At 60.3% G+C, this 17,379-nt stretch carries 15 protein-coding genes; 12 read left to right on the forward strand and 3 right to left on the reverse strand.

Annotated elements, in window-relative coordinates; genetic code table 11:
• Window positions 1–26 precede the first annotated feature (26 nt).
• Complete coding sequence (locus KUA11_RS10715; RefSeq protein WP_254454850.1) at window positions 27–1,304, forward strand: SAM-dependent methyltransferase; 1,278 nt, start codon at window positions 27–29, stop codon at window positions 1,302–1,304.
• Window positions 1,305–1,307: 3 nt separating this feature from the next.
• Here the strand turns inward: KUA11_RS10715 and ubiG are convergent, their stop codons facing one another.
• Window positions 1,308–2,111, reverse strand: a complete 804-nt coding sequence (gene ubiG / locus KUA11_RS10720; RefSeq protein WP_217410282.1) for a bifunctional 2-polyprenyl-6-hydroxyphenol methylase/3-demethylubiquinol 3-O-methyltransferase UbiG — start codon at window positions 2,109–2,111, stop codon at window positions 1,308–1,310.
• Between the two features lie 274 nt (window positions 2,112–2,385).
• Here ubiG and KUA11_RS10725 point away from each other — a divergent pair, with 274 nt between their 5' ends.
• The 7 genes from KUA11_RS10725 (at window position 2,386) to KUA11_RS17860 (ending at window position 12,773) form a co-directional block, all read left to right on the forward strand.
• Window positions 2,386–3,639: an aspartate kinase gene (locus KUA11_RS10725; protein ID WP_254454851.1), complete on the forward strand. Its 1,254-nt coding sequence runs from the start codon at window positions 2,386–2,388 to the stop codon at window positions 3,637–3,639.
• A gap of 12 nt (window positions 3,640–3,651) precedes the next feature.
• Window positions 3,652–4,725, forward strand: coding sequence for an NAD(P)H-dependent flavin oxidoreductase (locus tag KUA11_RS10730; protein WP_217410283.1), 1,074 nt, complete (start codon window positions 3,652–3,654; stop codon window positions 4,723–4,725).
• A gap of 2 nt (window positions 4,726–4,727) precedes the next feature.
• Window positions 4,728–6,035 (forward strand): helix-turn-helix domain-containing protein, encoded by a 1,308-nt coding sequence (locus KUA11_RS10735; protein WP_368040998.1) that lies wholly within the window; start codon window positions 4,728–4,730, stop codon window positions 6,033–6,035.
• Between the two features lie 174 nt (window positions 6,036–6,209).
• On the forward strand, window positions 6,210–7,370 hold the full coding sequence (ispG, locus tag KUA11_RS10740) for a flavodoxin-dependent (E)-4-hydroxy-3-methylbut-2-enyl-diphosphate synthase (RefSeq protein WP_217410284.1): 1,161 nt from the start codon (window positions 6,210–6,212) through the stop codon (window positions 7,368–7,370).
• A gap of 68 nt (window positions 7,371–7,438) precedes the next feature.
• The gene (gene hisS, locus KUA11_RS10745) at window positions 7,439–8,698 is read left to right on the forward strand and encodes a histidine--tRNA ligase (protein WP_217410285.1); all 1,260 of its coding nucleotides are present in this window, start codon (window positions 7,439–7,441) and stop codon (window positions 8,696–8,698) included.
• A complete protein-coding gene (gene prfA / locus KUA11_RS10750; protein ID WP_217410286.1) occupies window positions 8,695–9,753 on the forward strand; it encodes a peptide chain release factor 1 in 1,059 nt (352 codons plus the stop codon). Before hisS ends, prfA begins: the two co-directional genes overlap by 4 nt.
• A gap of 77 nt (window positions 9,754–9,830) precedes the next feature.
• Window positions 9,831–12,773, forward strand: coding sequence for a diguanylate cyclase domain-containing protein (locus KUA11_RS17860; RefSeq protein ID WP_217410287.1), 2,943 nt, complete (start codon window positions 9,831–9,833; stop codon window positions 12,771–12,773).
• A 10-nt stretch (window positions 12,774–12,783) separates the two neighbouring features.
• Here KUA11_RS17860 and KUA11_RS10760 read toward each other — a convergent pair whose 3' ends face one another.
• Entirely contained in the window at window positions 12,784–13,266 is a 483-nt protein-coding gene (locus tag KUA11_RS10760) for a hypothetical protein (RefSeq protein WP_254454852.1), read from the reverse strand.
• Between the two features lie 102 nt (window positions 13,267–13,368).
• Here KUA11_RS10760 and prmC point away from each other — a divergent pair, with 102 nt between their 5' ends.
• Window positions 13,369–14,241, forward strand: a complete 873-nt coding sequence (gene prmC, locus KUA11_RS10765; protein WP_254454853.1) for a peptide chain release factor N(5)-glutamine methyltransferase — start codon at window positions 13,369–13,371, stop codon at window positions 14,239–14,241.
• Window positions 14,242–14,529: 288 nt separating this feature from the next.
• Window positions 14,530–14,952: a DUF4167 domain-containing protein gene (locus KUA11_RS10770; RefSeq protein ID WP_166315255.1), complete on the forward strand. Its 423-nt coding sequence runs from the start codon at window positions 14,530–14,532 to the stop codon at window positions 14,950–14,952.
• Window positions 14,953–14,995: 43 nt separating this feature from the next.
• Here KUA11_RS10770 and KUA11_RS10775 read toward each other — a convergent pair whose 3' ends face one another.
• Window positions 14,996–16,069 (reverse strand): alkene reductase, encoded by a 1,074-nt coding sequence (locus KUA11_RS10775; RefSeq protein WP_217410288.1) that lies wholly within the window; start codon window positions 16,067–16,069, stop codon window positions 14,996–14,998.
• A 136-nt stretch (window positions 16,070–16,205) separates the two neighbouring features.
• Between KUA11_RS10775 and KUA11_RS10780 the strand changes: the two genes are divergently transcribed.
• Both KUA11_RS10780 and rpsD read left to right on the forward strand, forming a co-directional pair.
• Window positions 16,206–16,511 carry an ArsR/SmtB family transcription factor gene (locus KUA11_RS10780; protein WP_217410289.1) on the forward strand — a complete coding sequence of 102 codons (306 nt, stop codon included), beginning with the start codon at window positions 16,206–16,208 and terminating at the stop codon, window positions 16,509–16,511.
• A 199-nt stretch (window positions 16,512–16,710) separates the two neighbouring features.
• On the forward strand, window positions 16,711–17,328 hold the full coding sequence (gene rpsD / locus KUA11_RS10785) for a 30S ribosomal protein S4 (RefSeq protein ID WP_166315264.1): 618 nt from the start codon (window positions 16,711–16,713) through the stop codon (window positions 17,326–17,328).
• The last annotated feature ends 51 nt before the right edge of the window (window positions 17,329–17,379 follow it).

Below are 17,379 nucleotides of genomic sequence, written 5' to 3' on the forward strand. Positions count from 1 at the left end.
ACGTGCATTTCGGGAAGCATCGCCGTATGGGAGACGCAGCGACCCAGCAGAAGGCGGACCCCATGCTCACGACGTCGATTCTTGATCCCATCCTGTCGCGGTTCATTCGTGAAGGCAGTCTGGACGTCACGTTCGCGGACGGAAAGACCACACGTTACGAGGGCAGCAAACTCGGCCCCCATGCGGGACTGCGTTTTGTGACGAAAGCGGCCGAGCGCGGCTTCTTCCTCAACCCCGGCCTTGCGTTCGGGGAAGCCTATATGGATGGCGGTGTTACGCCGCAGGGCTGCACGTTGTACGATCTGCTGCATGTCCTGATGCTCAACGCCATGTACTCCTCCGGTCATGTGGGGGAGGCATTGTCAGCAGCCACGCGAATGGTCCGTCGTCGCTGGATCCAGTTCAATCCCGAATCCCGTTCACGCCGCAACGTGGCGCATCATTACGATCTCGATGAGCGGCTTTACCGGCTCTTTCTTGACCGTGACTGGCAGTATTCCTGTGCCTATTTCCGCACGGGCAATGAAACGCTGGATGAAGCGCAGGACGCCAAGAAACACCACATTGCCGCCAAGCTGAAACTGGATCGTCCGGGGTTGTCCGTGCTCGACATCGGATGCGGTTGGGGTGGCACGGCGCTGACGCTGGCACGCGATTACGGCGCCGTCGTGACTGGGATCACTCTTTCAACCGAGCAGCTTCAGGCGGCGCGCGCGCGGGCAGCGGAAGCGGGCCTGAGCGATCGGGTGCGGTTTGAGCTTCTGGACTACCGACAGGTCCGCACACGTTACGACCGTATCGTGTCTGTCGGCATGTTCGAGCATGTCGGCATCGGTCATTACCGGACTTTTTTCGACAAAGTGCGTGACGTGCTGGCCGATGACGGCGTGGCTCTGCTTCACTCCATCGGGCGCAATGACGGGCCGGGCACCACCAATCCGTGGATTGCCAAATACATTTTCCCCGGTGGGTATTCCCCGAGTCTGAGTGAGACGTTCGTGGCCATTGAGCACAGTGGCCTGTGGGTGACGGATTGTGAGGTTTTGCGGCTGCACTATGCCCGCACGATCAGTATCTGGCGGGAGCGGTTCGCCGCACATCGCGCGGACGCGGCGAAGATCTACGATGAGCGTTTCTGCCGCATGTTCGAGTTCTATCTCGCGGGCGCGGAACTGTCCTTCCGTGTGCAGGGACACATGAACTTCCAGCTTCAGTTGACGCGCAGCATCGACGCTGTGCCGTTCACCCGCGACTACATGGTGGATGAGGAGCGGGCCGCGCTTGCGCGCATTGCCCGCCCATAGAGGTCAGGAACGCGAAAACGCCGCGATGTAATTGACGGCCAGATCCCGGCTTTCGCGCCAGTGATTGCCGAGCAGGTCGGGCGTCATTCCGGCGGCGTCGTCCAGCCGCAATCCGGCCTTGCGACCGAAGGCCGCGAGTTCGCCCGGTGTGATGAACTTCTTCCATTCGTGTGTGCCGATGGGCAGCAGCCGCATGACGTATTCCGCGCCAATCTTGGCGAAGGCCAGCGCGCGGAGCGTACGGTTCATCGTGGAGATGAAGACATGGCCGCCCGGCCGGGAAAGCTGCGCCAGCATGGCGACGAAGGCCGCCGGATTGGTGACATGCTCAATGATTTCCAGCGCCACCACGGCATCGAATGTCTCACCTTCCTCCACCAATGTCTCCGCGCTGCCCACGCGGTAGGTGAGGGAGCCTGCGGACTCGGGTAGTGGATTGGCGGCCAGATGCGCACGCGCGGCGGCGATGCCTTCGGCGGACGCATCCAGCCCCAGAACGTCGTGACCGGCTCGAGCAAGAGCCTCGCTGGCAAGGCCCGCGCCGCAGCCGAGATCCAGCACGCGCAGGCGTGGCTGCTTGCGGCTGCGAAGAGGTAGGTGACGGTCGATCCAGCCGATGCGTAGCGGGTTCATGGCGTGAAGCGGGCGCATCGGACCAGTTGGATCCCACCACTGACGGGCCAGCGCGCCAAAGCGGGCGATTTCCTCGGGAGAGACCGAGCCACCATCGGCATTGTGTTCTGTCGAATCCGGTGTTGGTGTCGCGACGCCGGTTTCGGACCAGTCTACGCCATGTGCCGAATGCATGAGAACGAACCCTTTCATCTGTCAACGCGGCTGGACGTAAGCCGGGGGCGAGGTTATGTGACGCGCTTTGCACGCCTTCGCAATGCTTCGTCGTGGTGAACGTCCGGGTTCAGGGGCTTTTCTGGTGCCGCGGACGCTCCACGGAGCTGGCGGATATTTCGGTCATGGCGCGCGTGACGGCATAATGAACCGGCGGTTCCGTGTGTAAGACGGGACGGTCGCGGCACGATCTTCCCGGCGGGCCGGGAGGCGCAGAGTGGAGACGGGTTGGATCATGGAGCGCAAGGCAGGCCGGATCGTGATGAAGTTCGGCGGCACGTCCGTTGCCGATCTCGATCGTATCCGGGCAGTGGCCGACCGCGTTCGCGCGCAGGTCGAAGCAGGGGCACAGGTCGCGGTCGTGGTGTCGGCCATGTCGGGCACCACCAATCGTCTGGTTGGATACTGTGAGTCTCTTTCTCCACTCTATGACCCGAGAGAATATGACGCCGTGGTGGCGACCGGTGAGCAGGTGACGAGCGGCCTTCTGGCCATCGCCCTGCAAAATCTGGGCGTGTCCGCGCGGTCGTGGCAGGGGTGGCAGGTGCCCATCCGCACGGATGAGGCGCATGGTAAGGCCCGCATCGACTCCATCGCCGGCGATGCGCTGATCGCGAGTATGCAGGCTGGAGAAGTCCCGGTTATCGCGGGTTTTCAGGGTGTGGCACCGTCCGGGCGTATCACCACATTGGGGCGTGGCGGTTCGGACACGTCGGCCGTTGCCATCGCGGCGGCGGTCAAAGCGGATCGATGCGACATCTATACGGATGTGGACGGCATCTACACCACTGACCCGCGCATTGTGCCGAAGGCGCGCAAGCTTGAGCGTATTACCTACGAAGAAATGCTGGAATTGGCGTCCGTAGGTGCCAAGGTGCTCCAGACCCGCAGCGTTGAGCTGGCGATGAAGGAGCATGTGCGCGTTCAGGTGCTCTCCAGCTTTGTTGACCAGGCCCCCGCAGCAGACTGTCGTCTGCCCGGATCGCTGGTGGTAGATGAGGACGAAATCGTGGAACAGGAACTCGTTACCGGCATTGCCTATTCGCGTGACGAAGCGAAGATCTCGATGCGCCGCATCCCCGACCGTCCGGGTATTGCCGCCGCCATTTTCGGGCCGTTGTCCGAAAACAACATCAATGTCGATATGATCGTGCAGAGCACGGGTGAAGACGCCTCCACTAACATGACCTTCACCACCAGCAAGACCGACCTGCCGCGTGCGGTCGCGGTGCTGGAGTCCCTGCGCGACGATATCCAGTATGGCGAACTGGCCACCGATGACGCCGTGACCAAGATTAGTGTTGTGGGTGTGGGCATGCGGTCGCATGCCGGTGTGGCCAGCACCATGTTCCGCACTCTGTCCAAGCGCGGCATCAACATACAGGTGATTTCCACCAGCGAGATCAAGGTCTCGGTACTGATCGCATCCGAATACACCGAGCTTGCGGTGCGGGCCCTGCACACAGCCTACGGGCTTGACGCAGCGTAATCGGCGGATTCAATGAGCAACATTTCCACACAATCTGCGGCTCTTACGGACAGCGAACGTACCGCCGCCCGGTTGGAACTCGATCGTCTGTGGGCGCGGGGAACCGCTTTTCTTGGCACCGAGTTCGCCATTCTTGGTGGCGCGATGTCGTGGGTGAGCGAGCGTAATCTCGTCGCTGCGATCTCGAACGCCGGAGGATTTGGTGTCATTGCCTGCGGGGCGATGACACCGGAACTGCTGGAAGCCGAGATTGCCGGTACGCAGGCGCTGACGAAGAAGCCTTTTGGCGTCAACCTCATTACCATGCACCCGCAGCTTGATGAGCTTGTACAGGTCTGTCTGCGGGCCGGTGTCGGGCATATCGTGCTGGCGGGAGGCATTCCGCCTGCCTCAGCCATTCGGATCGCCAAGGACGGCGGCGCAAAAGTGGTAGCGTTCGCGCCGGCTCTGGTGCTGGCAAAGCGTCTGATCCGCATGGGGGTGGACGCACTGGTGATCGAAGGCGCGGAAGCAGGGGGGCATGTTGGCCCCGTGTCGCTGACCGTGCTGGCGCAGGAGATCCTGCCGCATGTGACGGATGTGCCTGTGTTCGTGGCGGGCGGTATTGCCCGTGGGGATGCGATCGTGGGCTTTCTTGAGCAGGGAGCGGCGGGCGCGCAGATCGGCACACGGTTTGCTGCGGCGGAAGAGAGTATTGCCCATCCCAAGTTCAAGGCGGCTTTTGTGCGGGCCAATGCGCGTGACGCCATGACGTCGGTGCAACTTGATCCGCGCTTTCCGGTCATTCCCGTGCGCGGGCTGGTCAATGAGGGGAGCCGGAACTTCCTCGCGCATCAGGCGGATGTCGTGCGTCGTGTGCAGGCGGGTGAGCTTGAGAAAGATGCGGCCCAGCTTGAAATCGAGCATTTCTGGGCCGGCGCCCTGCGGCGAGCGGTGATTGAGGGAGACGTGGAAAACGGCTCCGTCATGGCGGGCCAGTCCGTGGGGATGGTGAAAGCTGTGCAGCCTGTTCGCGAGATCATCGGGGAACTTGTCGAGCAGGCGGTGGCAGCTCTTGCGCATCGGAGCAGCAGACGGGGAAACTGAGTGTGAGCGGGAGCGCCGATGAACGGAACGGACAGGATGCTGCCGGTCCGGGCGAAGGCCCGATGACCGTGGGACACATGACGGAAACAGGGCCGGTAACGGAGACCTCTTCCGTGGATCCCGCGAATATTCCCTTGCCGGATTTTCACGCACTCGGCGTAGGGCAGGCGCTTCGCACCCGCCGCGAGACTTTGGGCTGGGCGCTTCCCGATGTGGCGGAATGGTTGCGAATCCGCGCGGACTATCTCGATGCGCTCGAACATAATCGTGCGGACGGTATGCCTGCGGGCTCTTACGCGATTGGTTTCCTGCGCACCTACGCGACGGCACTGGGCTTTCCCGCCGAAGAGATGGTTCGACGGTTCAAGCACGAAGTGCGGGGAGCGACCCGTAAGGTCGATCTGGTCTTTCCCGCTCCCCCACCCGAGAGGACCGTTCCGGCAGGCGCGCTTGTGCTGCTCGGTCTGGTGGTGATCGTGGGAGCCTATGCGGGTTGGTACACGCTCGTCGGCCATGATCCCATGCCACTGGAGCGCGTGCCGCCTGTTGCGAGTGTTATTCCCGGCATGGGCAAGTCCGCGTCTCCCTCGCCACAGATCGCTTCCGTCATGCCGCAGAGCGGTCCATCGCCTCTGCCTCAGGCTCCTCCGTCCGCCAACACGTCCCCGCCTGCGCCGGTCGCGGCTGGAAACGGAAATATGCCGGCTGCCTCTGTCATGGCGGGGACGCCAGACGCAGATACCTCTCTCCCGGTCACTACGCAGGCTTTTCCTAATCAGCCAGTGGATGAGGCTGCTAAACCGGCAGATGCTGCCACGTCTTCTCCGCCGAGCGATGCACCGGTCATTCGTGCTGTGGCGGCAAGCTGGGTGCAGGTGCGCGATGGGGAAGGGCACAGCATCTACGATCACATCATGCAGCCGGGCGACACATGGTCCCCACCGGAAGAGGGTGGGCCCTTCACTTTTACCGTGGGCAATGCGGGGGGAATCCGGCTGGCGTCAGGCTACATGACGACGGCGCCGCTCGGTCGAAACGGGGCGGTCCGGCGCAACATGCCGCTGTCGGCGGAGGCCATTCTCGATGGCACTTTGGCGGCGCCGGCCCCACCGGGAGATGTGCCTCCACCCGTTCTCCCCGTTGCGCATACCCCCGATGATGCGGCATCTTCCGGGGCGACGGCGGATATGCCTCTGCCCCCGCCGCCGGTGCGGCCCCGGGTGCGTCAGCCGAAAGTCGAGCGTCACGAGATGTCCGCCGATGATCTCAACGCCCGGCAGTTGCAGGGAATGGGAGCTACGCATCCCTGATGACCGGTCCGGATACGGGACATGAATGTCACACAGGCCGGGCCTGATGGAGCGGTTGCCCTTCCTCTCTGGCTTTTGTCCTGCAAGTTTGGCAGGAAGACCCCAAATTCACGCGCGTGCCGTCCGGCGCGTCTCACTTGGCTTCGGCCGTCGCCTCGACAGGAGGATTGAACGATGAGTGGCTATCGCCCCTACCAGCAGATCGAGCGCCGCAAGTCGCGTCAGATTCACGTCGGCAAAGTCGCCGTGGGTGGTGACGCGCCGATCTCGGTGCAGACCATGACCAACACGCTGACCAGCGACGCGCAGGCCACGATCGCCCAGATCCGTCGCGCTGAGCTGGCGGGTGTGGACATTGTCCGCGTTTCCTGTCCCGATGAGGAAAGCACGGCAGCGCTTGCCGAGATCGTGCAGGAAGTGAATGTTCCCATCGTCGCGGACATCCACTTTCACTACAAGCGCGCCATTGAAGCGGCGAAAGCCGGTGCGGCGTGCCTGCGCATCAATCCGGGCAATATCGGCAGCGCCGAGCGTGTGCGCGAAGTGGTCAACGCGGCCAAGGATCATGGCTGCTCCATCCGCATCGGTGTGAACGCCGGTTCGCTGGAGAAGCATCTGCTTGAGAAATACGGTGAGCCGAACCCCGATGCGCTCGTGGAAAGTGCTCTGGAGCACGCAAAGATTCTTGAAGATCATGATTTCCATGAGTTCAAGATCAGCGTGAAAGCCTCGGACGTGTTCCTTGCTGTGGCCGCTTACCAGCAATTGGCCGATGCATGCGACCATCCGCTTCACATCGGTATTACCGAGGCAGGCAGCCGCCGTGCGGGCACGGTGAAGTCCTCCATCGGTCTGGGCAACCTGCTGTGGGCTGGCGTGGGTGACACCATGCGCGTCTCCCTGTCCGCCGAGCCGGAAGAAGAAGTGCTGGTGGGTTGGGATATTCTTAAATCCCTCGGCCTGCGTCATCGTGGTGTGAAGATCATCTCCTGCCCATCCTGCGCGCGTCAGGGCTTCAATGTGATCCAGACCGTGCAGACGCTGGAAGACCGTCTGGCGCATATCAAGACGCCTCTCACGCTCTCCATCATCGGTTGCGTGGTGAACGGGCCGGGTGAAGCACTGATGACCGACTTGGGCGTGACCGGCGGTGGATCGGGTCGCCACATGGTGTATTCGGCGGGCAAGCAGGATCACACGATCCCGGCGGATTCCATGATCGATCACATCGTCGATCTGGTGGAAGAGCGTGTCGCCAATATCGAGGCCGAGGAAGCCAAGGAAAAGGCGGAAGGCATCGAGGCTGCGCTGCCGGATCTCGCAAGCGCGAAATAAGCAGTTACGGGAACGGCAGGCCGTTCCCGTCTGTTCTTACTGTTTCCCCTGAAGTCCGGAGAATGTCCTTGAGCGCCGTTCAGCCAGTACGCGGAACCCACGATCTGATCGGTGAGGAGCAGCGGCGTCACGCGCATGTCATTGAGACGGCGCGTCGCATCACGGGCACATACGGCTTTGAGGAATGGTCCACACCGATTTTCGAGGACACGGGTGTTTTTGCCCGTTCGCTCGGGGATACCTCGGATGTCGTGTCCAAGGAAATGTACACGTTCACGGACCGTGGTGGTGAATCGCTTACACTGCGGCCCGAAGGGACTGCGGCGATTTGCCGGGCACTTGTCACCAACGGTCTGACACAATCGCTGCCGCAGAAGGTGTTCTACGCGGGGCCGATGTTTCGTTATGAGCGCCCGCAGAAAGGTCGCTACAGACAGTTCCATCAGATCGGAGCCGAGTTGATCGGTCCGGCCGAGTCTCTGGCCGATGCCGAGGCGATCGCCATGGGGCGTGATGTGCTTGAGGCGCTCGGTCTGGTGGACGAGGTGCGTCTGGAACTGAACACGTTGGGCGATGTGGCCAGCCGCACCGCCTGGCGGGATGCGCTGGTGGAATATTTTTCGGATTTCCGTGATCGCCTGTCGGAAGACAGTCTGGTTCGGTTGGAAAAGAATCCCTTGCGTATTCTCGACAGCAAGGCCCCAGCCGATCAGGAGTTGGTGAAAGACGCCCCGACGCTGGAGCGCTATCTCAACGATGAGTCGCGGCGTTTCTGGGACGAACTTCGTAAGTCTCTGGATGCCTTTGGAGTGGCTTATCAGGAAAACCCACGCATTGTTCGCGGGCTGGATTACTACAGTCATACAGCGTTTGAGTTTGTGACGGCTCGTCTGGGCGCACAGGGCACTGTTCTGGCAGGAGGGCGCTATGACGGCCTCGTAGCGGAAATGGGTGGTCCTCGGACTCCAGCCATCGGGTGGGCCGGTGGGATCGAACGCCTCGCGATGATGCTCGATGACACGCCGGTGGTTGTCGCCCCCGTGGTTGTTATTCCCGCAGGTGATGAGGCACAGATTGCGGCCATTGGCGTGCTGAACCGTTTGCGTGCAGCCGGTGTGCGTGCAGAAATGGGTTATCGCGGCAATATGCGCAAGCGCATGGAGCGGGCCAACAAGGTGGGTGCGTCCCATGTGGTAATCCTTGGTGAAGCGGAAATCACCAACGGTACTGTGCAGTTGCGTAACCTTGGGACGGGTGGCCAGATCGAGATTGTGCAGGCTGATCTGGTGGGTGCGATCAGGAGCGATCGGAGCGGAGAGGCAGAGTGAGTCTCGACGCCCGTCTGGATCAGATTGTCGCGCGGTGTGAGGAACTGGAAGCTCGGCTTGCCAGTGGAATAACCGGCGAGGAGTTCACGGCAGCCTCGCGTGAATACGCTGAATTGGAGCCACTCGTGGCGCACATCAACGCCTTGCGAACGGCGCAGGTGGAGCAGCGTGAAGCGGAACAGATGCTTGCCGATGCGGACATGAAGGCGCTGGCCGAGGCGGAACTTCCTGTTTTGCGTGAGCGCATCGGTTCCCTGCAGCAGGAAGTCCGATTGGCCATGCTGCCAAGGGACGCTGCGGACGAGCGCAGCGCCATCTTGGAGATACGTCCTGCAGCGGGTGGGGACGAAGCGGCATTGTTCGCCGCCGAACTGTTCGGTGCTTATCGACGCTATGCCGATCTGCGTAGCTGGCGCTTCGAGATCATGGAGTATGACGAGAGCGAACTAGGCGGTCTGCGTGAAGGTATCGCGACAATCAGTGGCAAGGGTGTATTCGCGCGGCTGAAATACGAATCCGGTGTGCACCGTGTGCAGCGGGTGCCGTCAACCGAGAGCCAGGGCCGTATTCATACCTCGACCGTCACGGTGGCAATGTTGCCGGAAGCGGAGGAAGTGGACGTCCAGATCGATGAAGGCGATTTGCGCATCGATGTTTATCGGGCATCCGGCGCAGGTGGTCAGCACGTCAACAAGACCGAGAGCGCCGTGCGGATCACGCATTTGCCGACGGGTGTCGTCGTGGCGATGCAGGAAGAGAAGAGCCAGCACAAGAACAAAGCCAAGGCGATGAAGATCCTGCGTTCGCGTCTTTATGAGCAGCAGCGTCTCAGCCTGCATGAAAGCCGGGCGGCCGATCGCCGGTCGCAGGTAGGTACGGGGGACCGTTCCGAGCGGATACGGACCTACAATTTCCCGCAGGGACGGGTGACCGATCATCGTATCGGGCTGACCCTGCATAAGATCGACCGCGTCATGTTGGGCGAAATGGATGAGATCGTGGACGCGCTCATTCAGGAAGATCAGGCAGCGCTTCTGGCATCGGAGGGGCTTTGAAGAGCCCTTAACCTTGCGACAAGGTGCAGTCTTTAGAACCGAACTGTATTCATTTCATGAAGGCAGTTTGAGCCGCCGTGCGTCATTCAGGATATGTAGATTACCCGAAGCGTCTCCAGAGACGGCGGGCATGGGGCCGTAAGAGGGCGGCGCTCTCGATTGCCGCTCTGACACTTGGTGTCTTGTTGGGAGCCTGCGTAGGAAGTCCAGCCGTTGCTCAGACCGTAAGGCTGTTTGACGGGCAGGGGGGACTGAGCGCATCGGCGGTGCAGGCATTTGCTCAGGACCGGGACGGTTTTCTGTACATAGGTGGCCATGCGGGTCTCTATGTCAGCTCGGGTGGGGAATTCACGCGCGTCGATGTCGGCGATCATGGAAATCTGACGGATGTAAGCGCGCTTGCGGCCTCGGAGGCGTCCGATCAGTTGATGGTGGTCGCCCATGATGGTGTGTGGTTGCGGGCGGATGGCGCTTTCCGGCACGTCCCTCTGCCGGTGTCTGGTCGTCGGATGCGGGTAGCCGCGTTCGCTCATGATTTTATCGTCATGGATGAGCGGGGTGCGCTCTGGCGTGTGCGGTCCCGGAAAAACGAAGACCCACTCGTTGAACGATTTGCATTAACTGCTCCCGGTAATTCCACGCTTATCGATGATGTGGCTCTGGATGCGTCTGCGCTGGGAAGTCTCGCGGTTCAGGCGGACACGTTGTGGATGGGATGCGGAGGTGGTGCTCTGTGTCGTGTGCGGAATGGTGCGTTGGTTGTTTTTGGAAAACAACAAGGTGTACCTTCGGAGACTTGGAACGCATTAACGGCCGCTCCCGACGGAGGAGTTACCGCACGCGGTGCCACGCATTTGCTGCGTATCGGCGTCAAGGGCGATGTACATGCCGAACCTCTTCCTTCCCGTTCCGGTAATGTAGGGAATTTCCGGCCTTCTTTCGTCGTCGAAATGCAGGGCGGTTCAGTGGTGACGTCGGTTGGTGAAACCCTGATGGTCCGTTCGCCGGATGGCGCATGGCGTGAGATGGACTCGTTGCCGGGGTATGGGCGGCGGGACGTGACGGCGGCCTTTGTGGACCGTGAAAACGGTTTGTGGCTGGCAGGTGCGGAACGTGGTGTTATGAGAGTGGCGGGCTTTCCTTTCTGGAAATCCGTCTCGCCGCAAGGTGAACACGCTCCCTCCCATGTCAGCATCGTTCATCGGGAAGGAGGCAACGCCGTATGGCTGGCGACTTCGAACGGTTTGTTCCGTTATACGATTGCCGAAGGAGGCGATCTGACAACACCGCTTGCGCATTACGATATTGACGTAAAGTCGATGGTGCGCAGCACGGATGGCGCACTGTGGATCGTTGAAAAGAGTGGAACGCTCCTGCGACTGGATGTTCTGACGGGCCGTGTGCAGCGTCTTGCCTCGCTCTCGTCCCTTACCGGTGCTCTTGACGTCGATAGTGCTGGCCGTCTGTGGGTTGGCACGATGACGGGTCTCGTCAGGCTGGATGATCCGGTGCACCCGCCTGCTCGATTGCCGCGTCCTCTAAGTTTGCGGGATCGGCGCGTCAATGCGCTGTCTCTCGATCAGTTCGGTCGTCTGCTCGTGCTGACCGATACGGTGCTTTTTCGTCAGAAAGCGGCTGAGGATGTCTTCGACCCGCAAATCGATGTGGAAGAACAGGGCATTGGAGCGGGTCGCTTGATGGCGGTCTCGACCAATAACGATGTCTGGATCGCGGGAGAGCGGGGTGGCGTACGGAAGGTGACACTTCCGGAGGAAGGAGAGGCGACGGTCACGGGTGCCGATGGCGTGCATGGACAGGGGCTCGTGCAGGCTTTGTTCCGGGACAGTCGGGGCTGGATATGGATGGGGGGACTTCAGGGGCTGGATATTCTTTCCCCTTCCGGTTGGACGCATCTGGATACGAGTTCGGGACTGACCTCCAACGCGATACTTCCCGGCGCCATCAGTGAAGATGACGATGGAACGATGTGGTTCGGGACCGAGGGAGGGCTTTCCCGTCTGACAGATCCTGCGCATCTTCCGGCATTGCCTCAATTGCATACGCGCATCACGTCAGCTCGGCTTGGATCTGTTGATCTGCTGTCCAGACCGATGGATGAGGCGGAGGGTCATCAGGAGTTGCGGCTGGAATATGTCGCCCCCACTTTTGTGGGGCATGGCAGCCTGCGGTACCATTATCACCTGATGCCGCTGGATGAGGATGAGCACGAAACTTCGGCCATGTTCGTCACATGGCCGGATATGAAAGGAAAGCAGATTTCCTTCGACGTGCAGGCGGTGGACGTCCTGTACGGGCGTTCCGCCACCGCTGCGTCTTTCCATGCGGCTCAGACCAAAGGGGCTTCGTTCACGACCCGTATGATTGTGTGGGGCTTCTGCAGTGTTCTTGTTCTGGTCGTGGGCGGAATGATTACTTTCAGAGCTGTCGCGGCCGCGCGGCGTCGGCATATCGAGCAGGCCGTGCGGGGACGGACTCGCTTCATGGAGGAAATGCAGGCGCAGTTGCGTCAGCAATCCCGGGTCGATGTGCTAACGGGCCTGCTCAATCGGCGCGCTGTGTGCGACGAACTGGAGAGTCTGATGAATTCGATCGGACCGGATGATCTGATGGCGGTGGCTCTTATCGATATCGACCATTTCAAAGCCATCAATGACACACTCGGTCATCAGGGCGGTGACTTCGTGCTGGAGCAGTACGGACACCGTCTCCGTCAGGGAAGTGGAGTGGGGGCGGTCCCGGGACGTTACGGCGGAGAGGAACTGATTGTGGTGTTTACGTCGATTCCCTCCGTTCAGGCTCTGACCACGCAGGTTGGACGGCTGCATGAGCTGTTGCGCGAACCTCTTGTTTATGAAGGGCATGAGATCGTTGTGACATGCAGTATAGGATTGGCTGTGCGCATCCCGGGCGACACGCCCGGCCGAATCGTGGGGCGTGCGGATCGTGCCCTTTACCGGGGTAAGAGAAATGGTCGCAATTGTGTTGTCATGGCTGATTGAAGGTGTTCGATTAGCTTGTGGCAACGGTGCAGGCGCCTGTCCGACCTGCCGTATGCTGTGCAGTTGAGGGACTGGTCGGATCCATCAGGAAAAAATCGGTGAAATCATGTGCGCCCATTGCCTGAAAGGTATGCCCATCCGGTGAATGAAGAGTACCTTCACTGCTGACCTCTCGTGTGACGGGGTGGCCATCTGGCCCCTCAATGACGATTTCTCCGCAAAGAGCGTAGGAATGGTCTGCGTGCGTGTCCGATATGTGGATGATCGCCTGCTTTTCGGGCGTGCGGTTGTCGAGTGTAAAGGTTGCAGCCAGTTCGCCATCTACGTACAGGCGGGATATCTCGGAGATTTCCTCGCTGGCTTTTCCGTCTTCCACCTTGAATTCGCCTGCTTGAGCCAGAATGGGGAAAAGACCCAGTCCGAACAGCGCCGATATGCAAAAAAATCGGAAGGACGAACGAGGGAAGCGCTTCCGATCGGCCTGTCGTTTCATGCTGCGTGAACCTCATGCTGGGAATGGGAAGAGGAAGGGCGCAATGGCCCGGAAGAGAGTTTGACATATGGGAAGTTTGATGCGCAGCGGCAACATAGGCTCATGATGGGCAAGGCTGCTCTGACAGTGGGTGAGGCAATTGCGGCTGCAACCACGCGACTTGCGGTAAAAGCTATTGAGCAGCCGCGGCGCGAGGCGCGACTGCTGTTTGAGCTGGCATCTGGCCATGATGTGCCGTGGCAGCTTGCACACGGTGGCGATACCGTGTCGGACAATGCTGCGCTTGCATATGATGCATTGGTTGCGCGGCGCGCGGCAGGTGAGCCAATGGCGCATCTGAGTGGACGGCAGGGGTTCTGGACACTGGATCTGGAAGTCTCGGCCGACACTCTCGTGCCACGTGGCGATACAGAGACTCTGATCGAAGCGTTGCTGGATCACCGTCCTGATCGGGAAGCGGCCTACACCTTCCTTGATCTTGGCACAGGCACGGGCTGTCTGCTGCTTGCGGCGCTGAGTGAATATACAGCGGCTTTCGGGATCGGAGTGGACCGCGTCCCTGAAGCGGCTTTGCTTGCGGCGCGGAATGCACGCAGGACGGGCTTGGACCAGCGGGCGGCGTTCATGGTTTCCGCTTGGGATGCGGCTGTGGAGGAGAAACGCTTCGATGTCATTCTCTCCAATCCTCCCTATATTCCGAGCGACGACATTTCAGGCCTTATGGTTGAGGTGTCGGCTCATGAGCCGGCCAGCGCGCTGGATGGAGGAGCCGATGGGTTGCGGGAATACCGGTATCTGATTCCGGCTCTACGGCGGCTCCTCGTTTCCGGTGGTTTGGCGGTTATCGAGATCGGTATTGAGCAGCATGAAGATGTGACGCGTCTTGCCCGTGCTGTTGATCTGAAGGTTGTGGATATTCGGGTCGATCTGGGACGGATTCCCCGTGCTGTCGTGCTGGAAGCACCCTCTGCGTAAGGGACGTGTTTTTCATGGGCTATTACTGTGCGATCTCCCCTTGCATGGGACGCCATAGTGTGGTCAAAAGGTAGCAGAGCGTCTGACGGTTCATCGGAAAACGTGTCTTTTCACGATACGCTTTGTATCTGTCGTCAGAAATGGTCTCAAGCAGGTTGGTAAGAGTGATTTGCCTGTGCAGTCCTCAGCCCCTCACCCTTGATAAAGCAGACAGCAGGACAATACCGGTCTGACAGGGCTCGAGCCCGGCAATGGCCGGAAGAGACAGGAAAGTGTCGTGGTAACACCATGAATATGAAACGTACGCGCAGCCGTAATCACCGTTCAGGAAGCTCCGGCGGTGGCTCACGCCAGCAGAACGGGCAGATACCGCTGAACCGTAATCATGTCTTCGACAGCAATGGTCCAGAGGTGCGGGTGCGCGGCACGGCCCAGCAGTTGTTCGAGAAATATCTTCAGCTTGGGCGGGATGCGACAAGCGGTGGCGATCGGGTGACGGCCGAGGCCTGTTTTCAGCATGCCGAACATTATTTTCGTATTCTGAACGCCATGGCTCAGGCAGCCCAGCAGGCCCAGATCGAACGTCAGGAACGGGCGGCCCGTTCCCGTTCGGCTTATCAGCAGGAGAATGGAGGCAATAATCTGGCGGATGAGCCTCAGCCATCTCCTGATAGAGAAGAGAACGAAGAATCGGCGGCTGCTGTTTCGTGATTTAAAAAGGGCATCCCAAAAGATGCCCTTTTTTATTGTGCTGTCAGGAGGCGGGCGGATAGTCGAGATAGCCTTCTGTGCCCTGTGAGTACCAAGTCTTCATATTGTCAGGAGCCAACGGAAGATGCCGCCGGATGCGCTCAGGAAGGTCGGGATTTGAAATGAACGGCCGCCCGAAGCTTATGGCATCGGCCACGCCGGAATCGAGAGCTTCCTGCGCCAGTTCGGGGGTGTAATCGGAATTGAGTATCAAGACGCCCTTGAACACTTCGCGGATGCGCGGAGAGAGTTTGGGGACTGTGGTGGTACCGAATGTTCCGTTCGGCCCCGGTTCGCGCAGGCCGAGTGACGCGATCCCGAGATCGGACAGCATCCGGGCGGCCGGAAGAAAGACTGCCGCCGGATCGCTGTCATCCACTCCCTGAGTTTCCCCATTCGGGGAAAGACGCACGCTCGTACGATCCGCACCGATGGTGGCGATCACGCGTTCAGTGACCTCGCGAAGCAGGCGGATACGGTTTTCTGGTGACCCACCGTAAGCATCGGTGCGGTGATTGACGCCGTTGCGCAGGAATTCATCGATCAGATAGCCATTGGCGGCGTGAATCTGCACACCGTCGAAGCCAGCCGCCATCGCATTGCGCGCCGCCCGCTCGTACGTGTCCAAAAGGCCGGGGATTTCATCCAGCCTTAGAGCACGGGCCTCTTCGTAAGGCTTTTTGCCTTCATAAGTGTGCACTTCACCGGGAGCTTTCCCGACTGAGGACGACACCGGTTGCTCGCCCGTTACTGAGGAGTGAACGGCACGACCCATATGCCATATCTGCGTGATGATGCGTCCACCGGCCTCGTGCACGGCCTGAGTGACGGGCTTCCAGGCTTCGACCTGTTCCTCGGACCATATTCCCGGTGCGTAGGGCCAGCCGAGTCCCTGCGGGCTGATGCCGGTGGCCTCCGAGACGATCAGCCCCGCACTAGCTCGCTGGGCATAATATTCCGCCATGATGGGGGTGGGAACGTGCTCGCGAGTGGCACGGCCACGGGTGAGGGGGGCCATGATAATACGGTTGGGTGCATTGATGGCACCGATACGGATGGGATCGAAAAGGCTGGTCATGAGGATATCTCCTGCCTGTTGAGAGGCGATCCGGATCATAGTTCGAAAAAAGTCGAACTTAAAGAGGCAAGGTGTTGCATGACGGGAGCGTTTCATTCGCGTATCAGGTGCAGACTATAGGGAGTGCCGCAGAACCATGGAGCGTTACGAGCATCCGGTTATTGCAGATGTGGATATCTGTCGGCTGTTTGCTGCCCTGTCGGATCCCGTACGGCTGGCTATGGTGCGAAAGCTGGCACGGCACGGTGCTCTCAATTGCGCAGCGCTCACGATGGATCGACCGCGTTCGACCATGTCGCACCATTTCCGGGTTCTGAGGGCGGCCGGTCTGGTGCGCACAACGGTGAGTGGGACTGAGCATGTGAATGCACTGCGCGAGACCGAGCTGGAAGCCCGTTTTCCGGGGCTTCTTCGGTTGATTCTAGAAGAGGGTGGCGATTGACAAATAGAGGTCAGACCCTCTATAGGCCGCTCCCATTGCCGGGAACGTGGACGGTTCGGCTGCCTTGATGGGTGTATGCTCCCCAAAGGCAGTAATACGAAACGCGCCCGCTTCGCTCCATTCTGGACGAGGACTACCGGTGCCACGAGCGTACGGGCTGATGCCTGTCACGCCGCGAAGATGAAAGCAGAGCGCGCATATGAGCAAGCGCCTTGAGAGCAAGTACAAGATCAATCGCCGTCTGGGCGTCAACCTGTGGGGCCGCGCGAAGTCGCCGGTCAACCGTCGTGAGTACGGTCCGGGTCAGCACGGCCAGCGTCGTAAGAGCAAGCCTTCGGACTACTCTGTCCAGCTGATGGCGAAGCAGAAGCTGAAGGGCTATTACGGCAACATCAGCGAGAAGCAGTTCCGCAAATATTATGAGGAAGCCGTCCGTCGCAAGGGCGATACCTCCGAGAACCTGATCGGTCTGCTGGAGCGCCGTCTGGACGCCGTTGTGTACCGCCTGAAGTTCGCCATCACGCCGTTCGCGGCGCGTCAGTTCGTCAATCATGGCCATGTGCTGGTGAACGGCAAGAAGGTGAACATCCCGTCCTACCTCGTGCGTGAGGGTGACGTGATTGAGGTGCGCGAGAAGTCCAAGCAGCTCGCGGCTGTTCTCGATGCGTCTCAGACGGGTGAGCGCGATGTGCCGGAATACATGGAAGTCGATCATCGTCAGATGAAAGGTTCTTTCCTGCGTACGCCGAAGCTGGGAGATGTTCCCTACCCGGTGCAGATGGAACCGAACTTGGTGGTCGAGTTCTACTCGCGCTGATTTGGACGAGACGACCCGGCTCATGTGGTCGGGATATTTCTGGCGCCGGGC

It is taken from the genome of Acetobacter estunensis (assembly GCF_019083805.1).
GTDB lineage: Bacteria > Pseudomonadota > Alphaproteobacteria > Acetobacterales > Acetobacteraceae > Acetobacter > Acetobacter estunensis_A.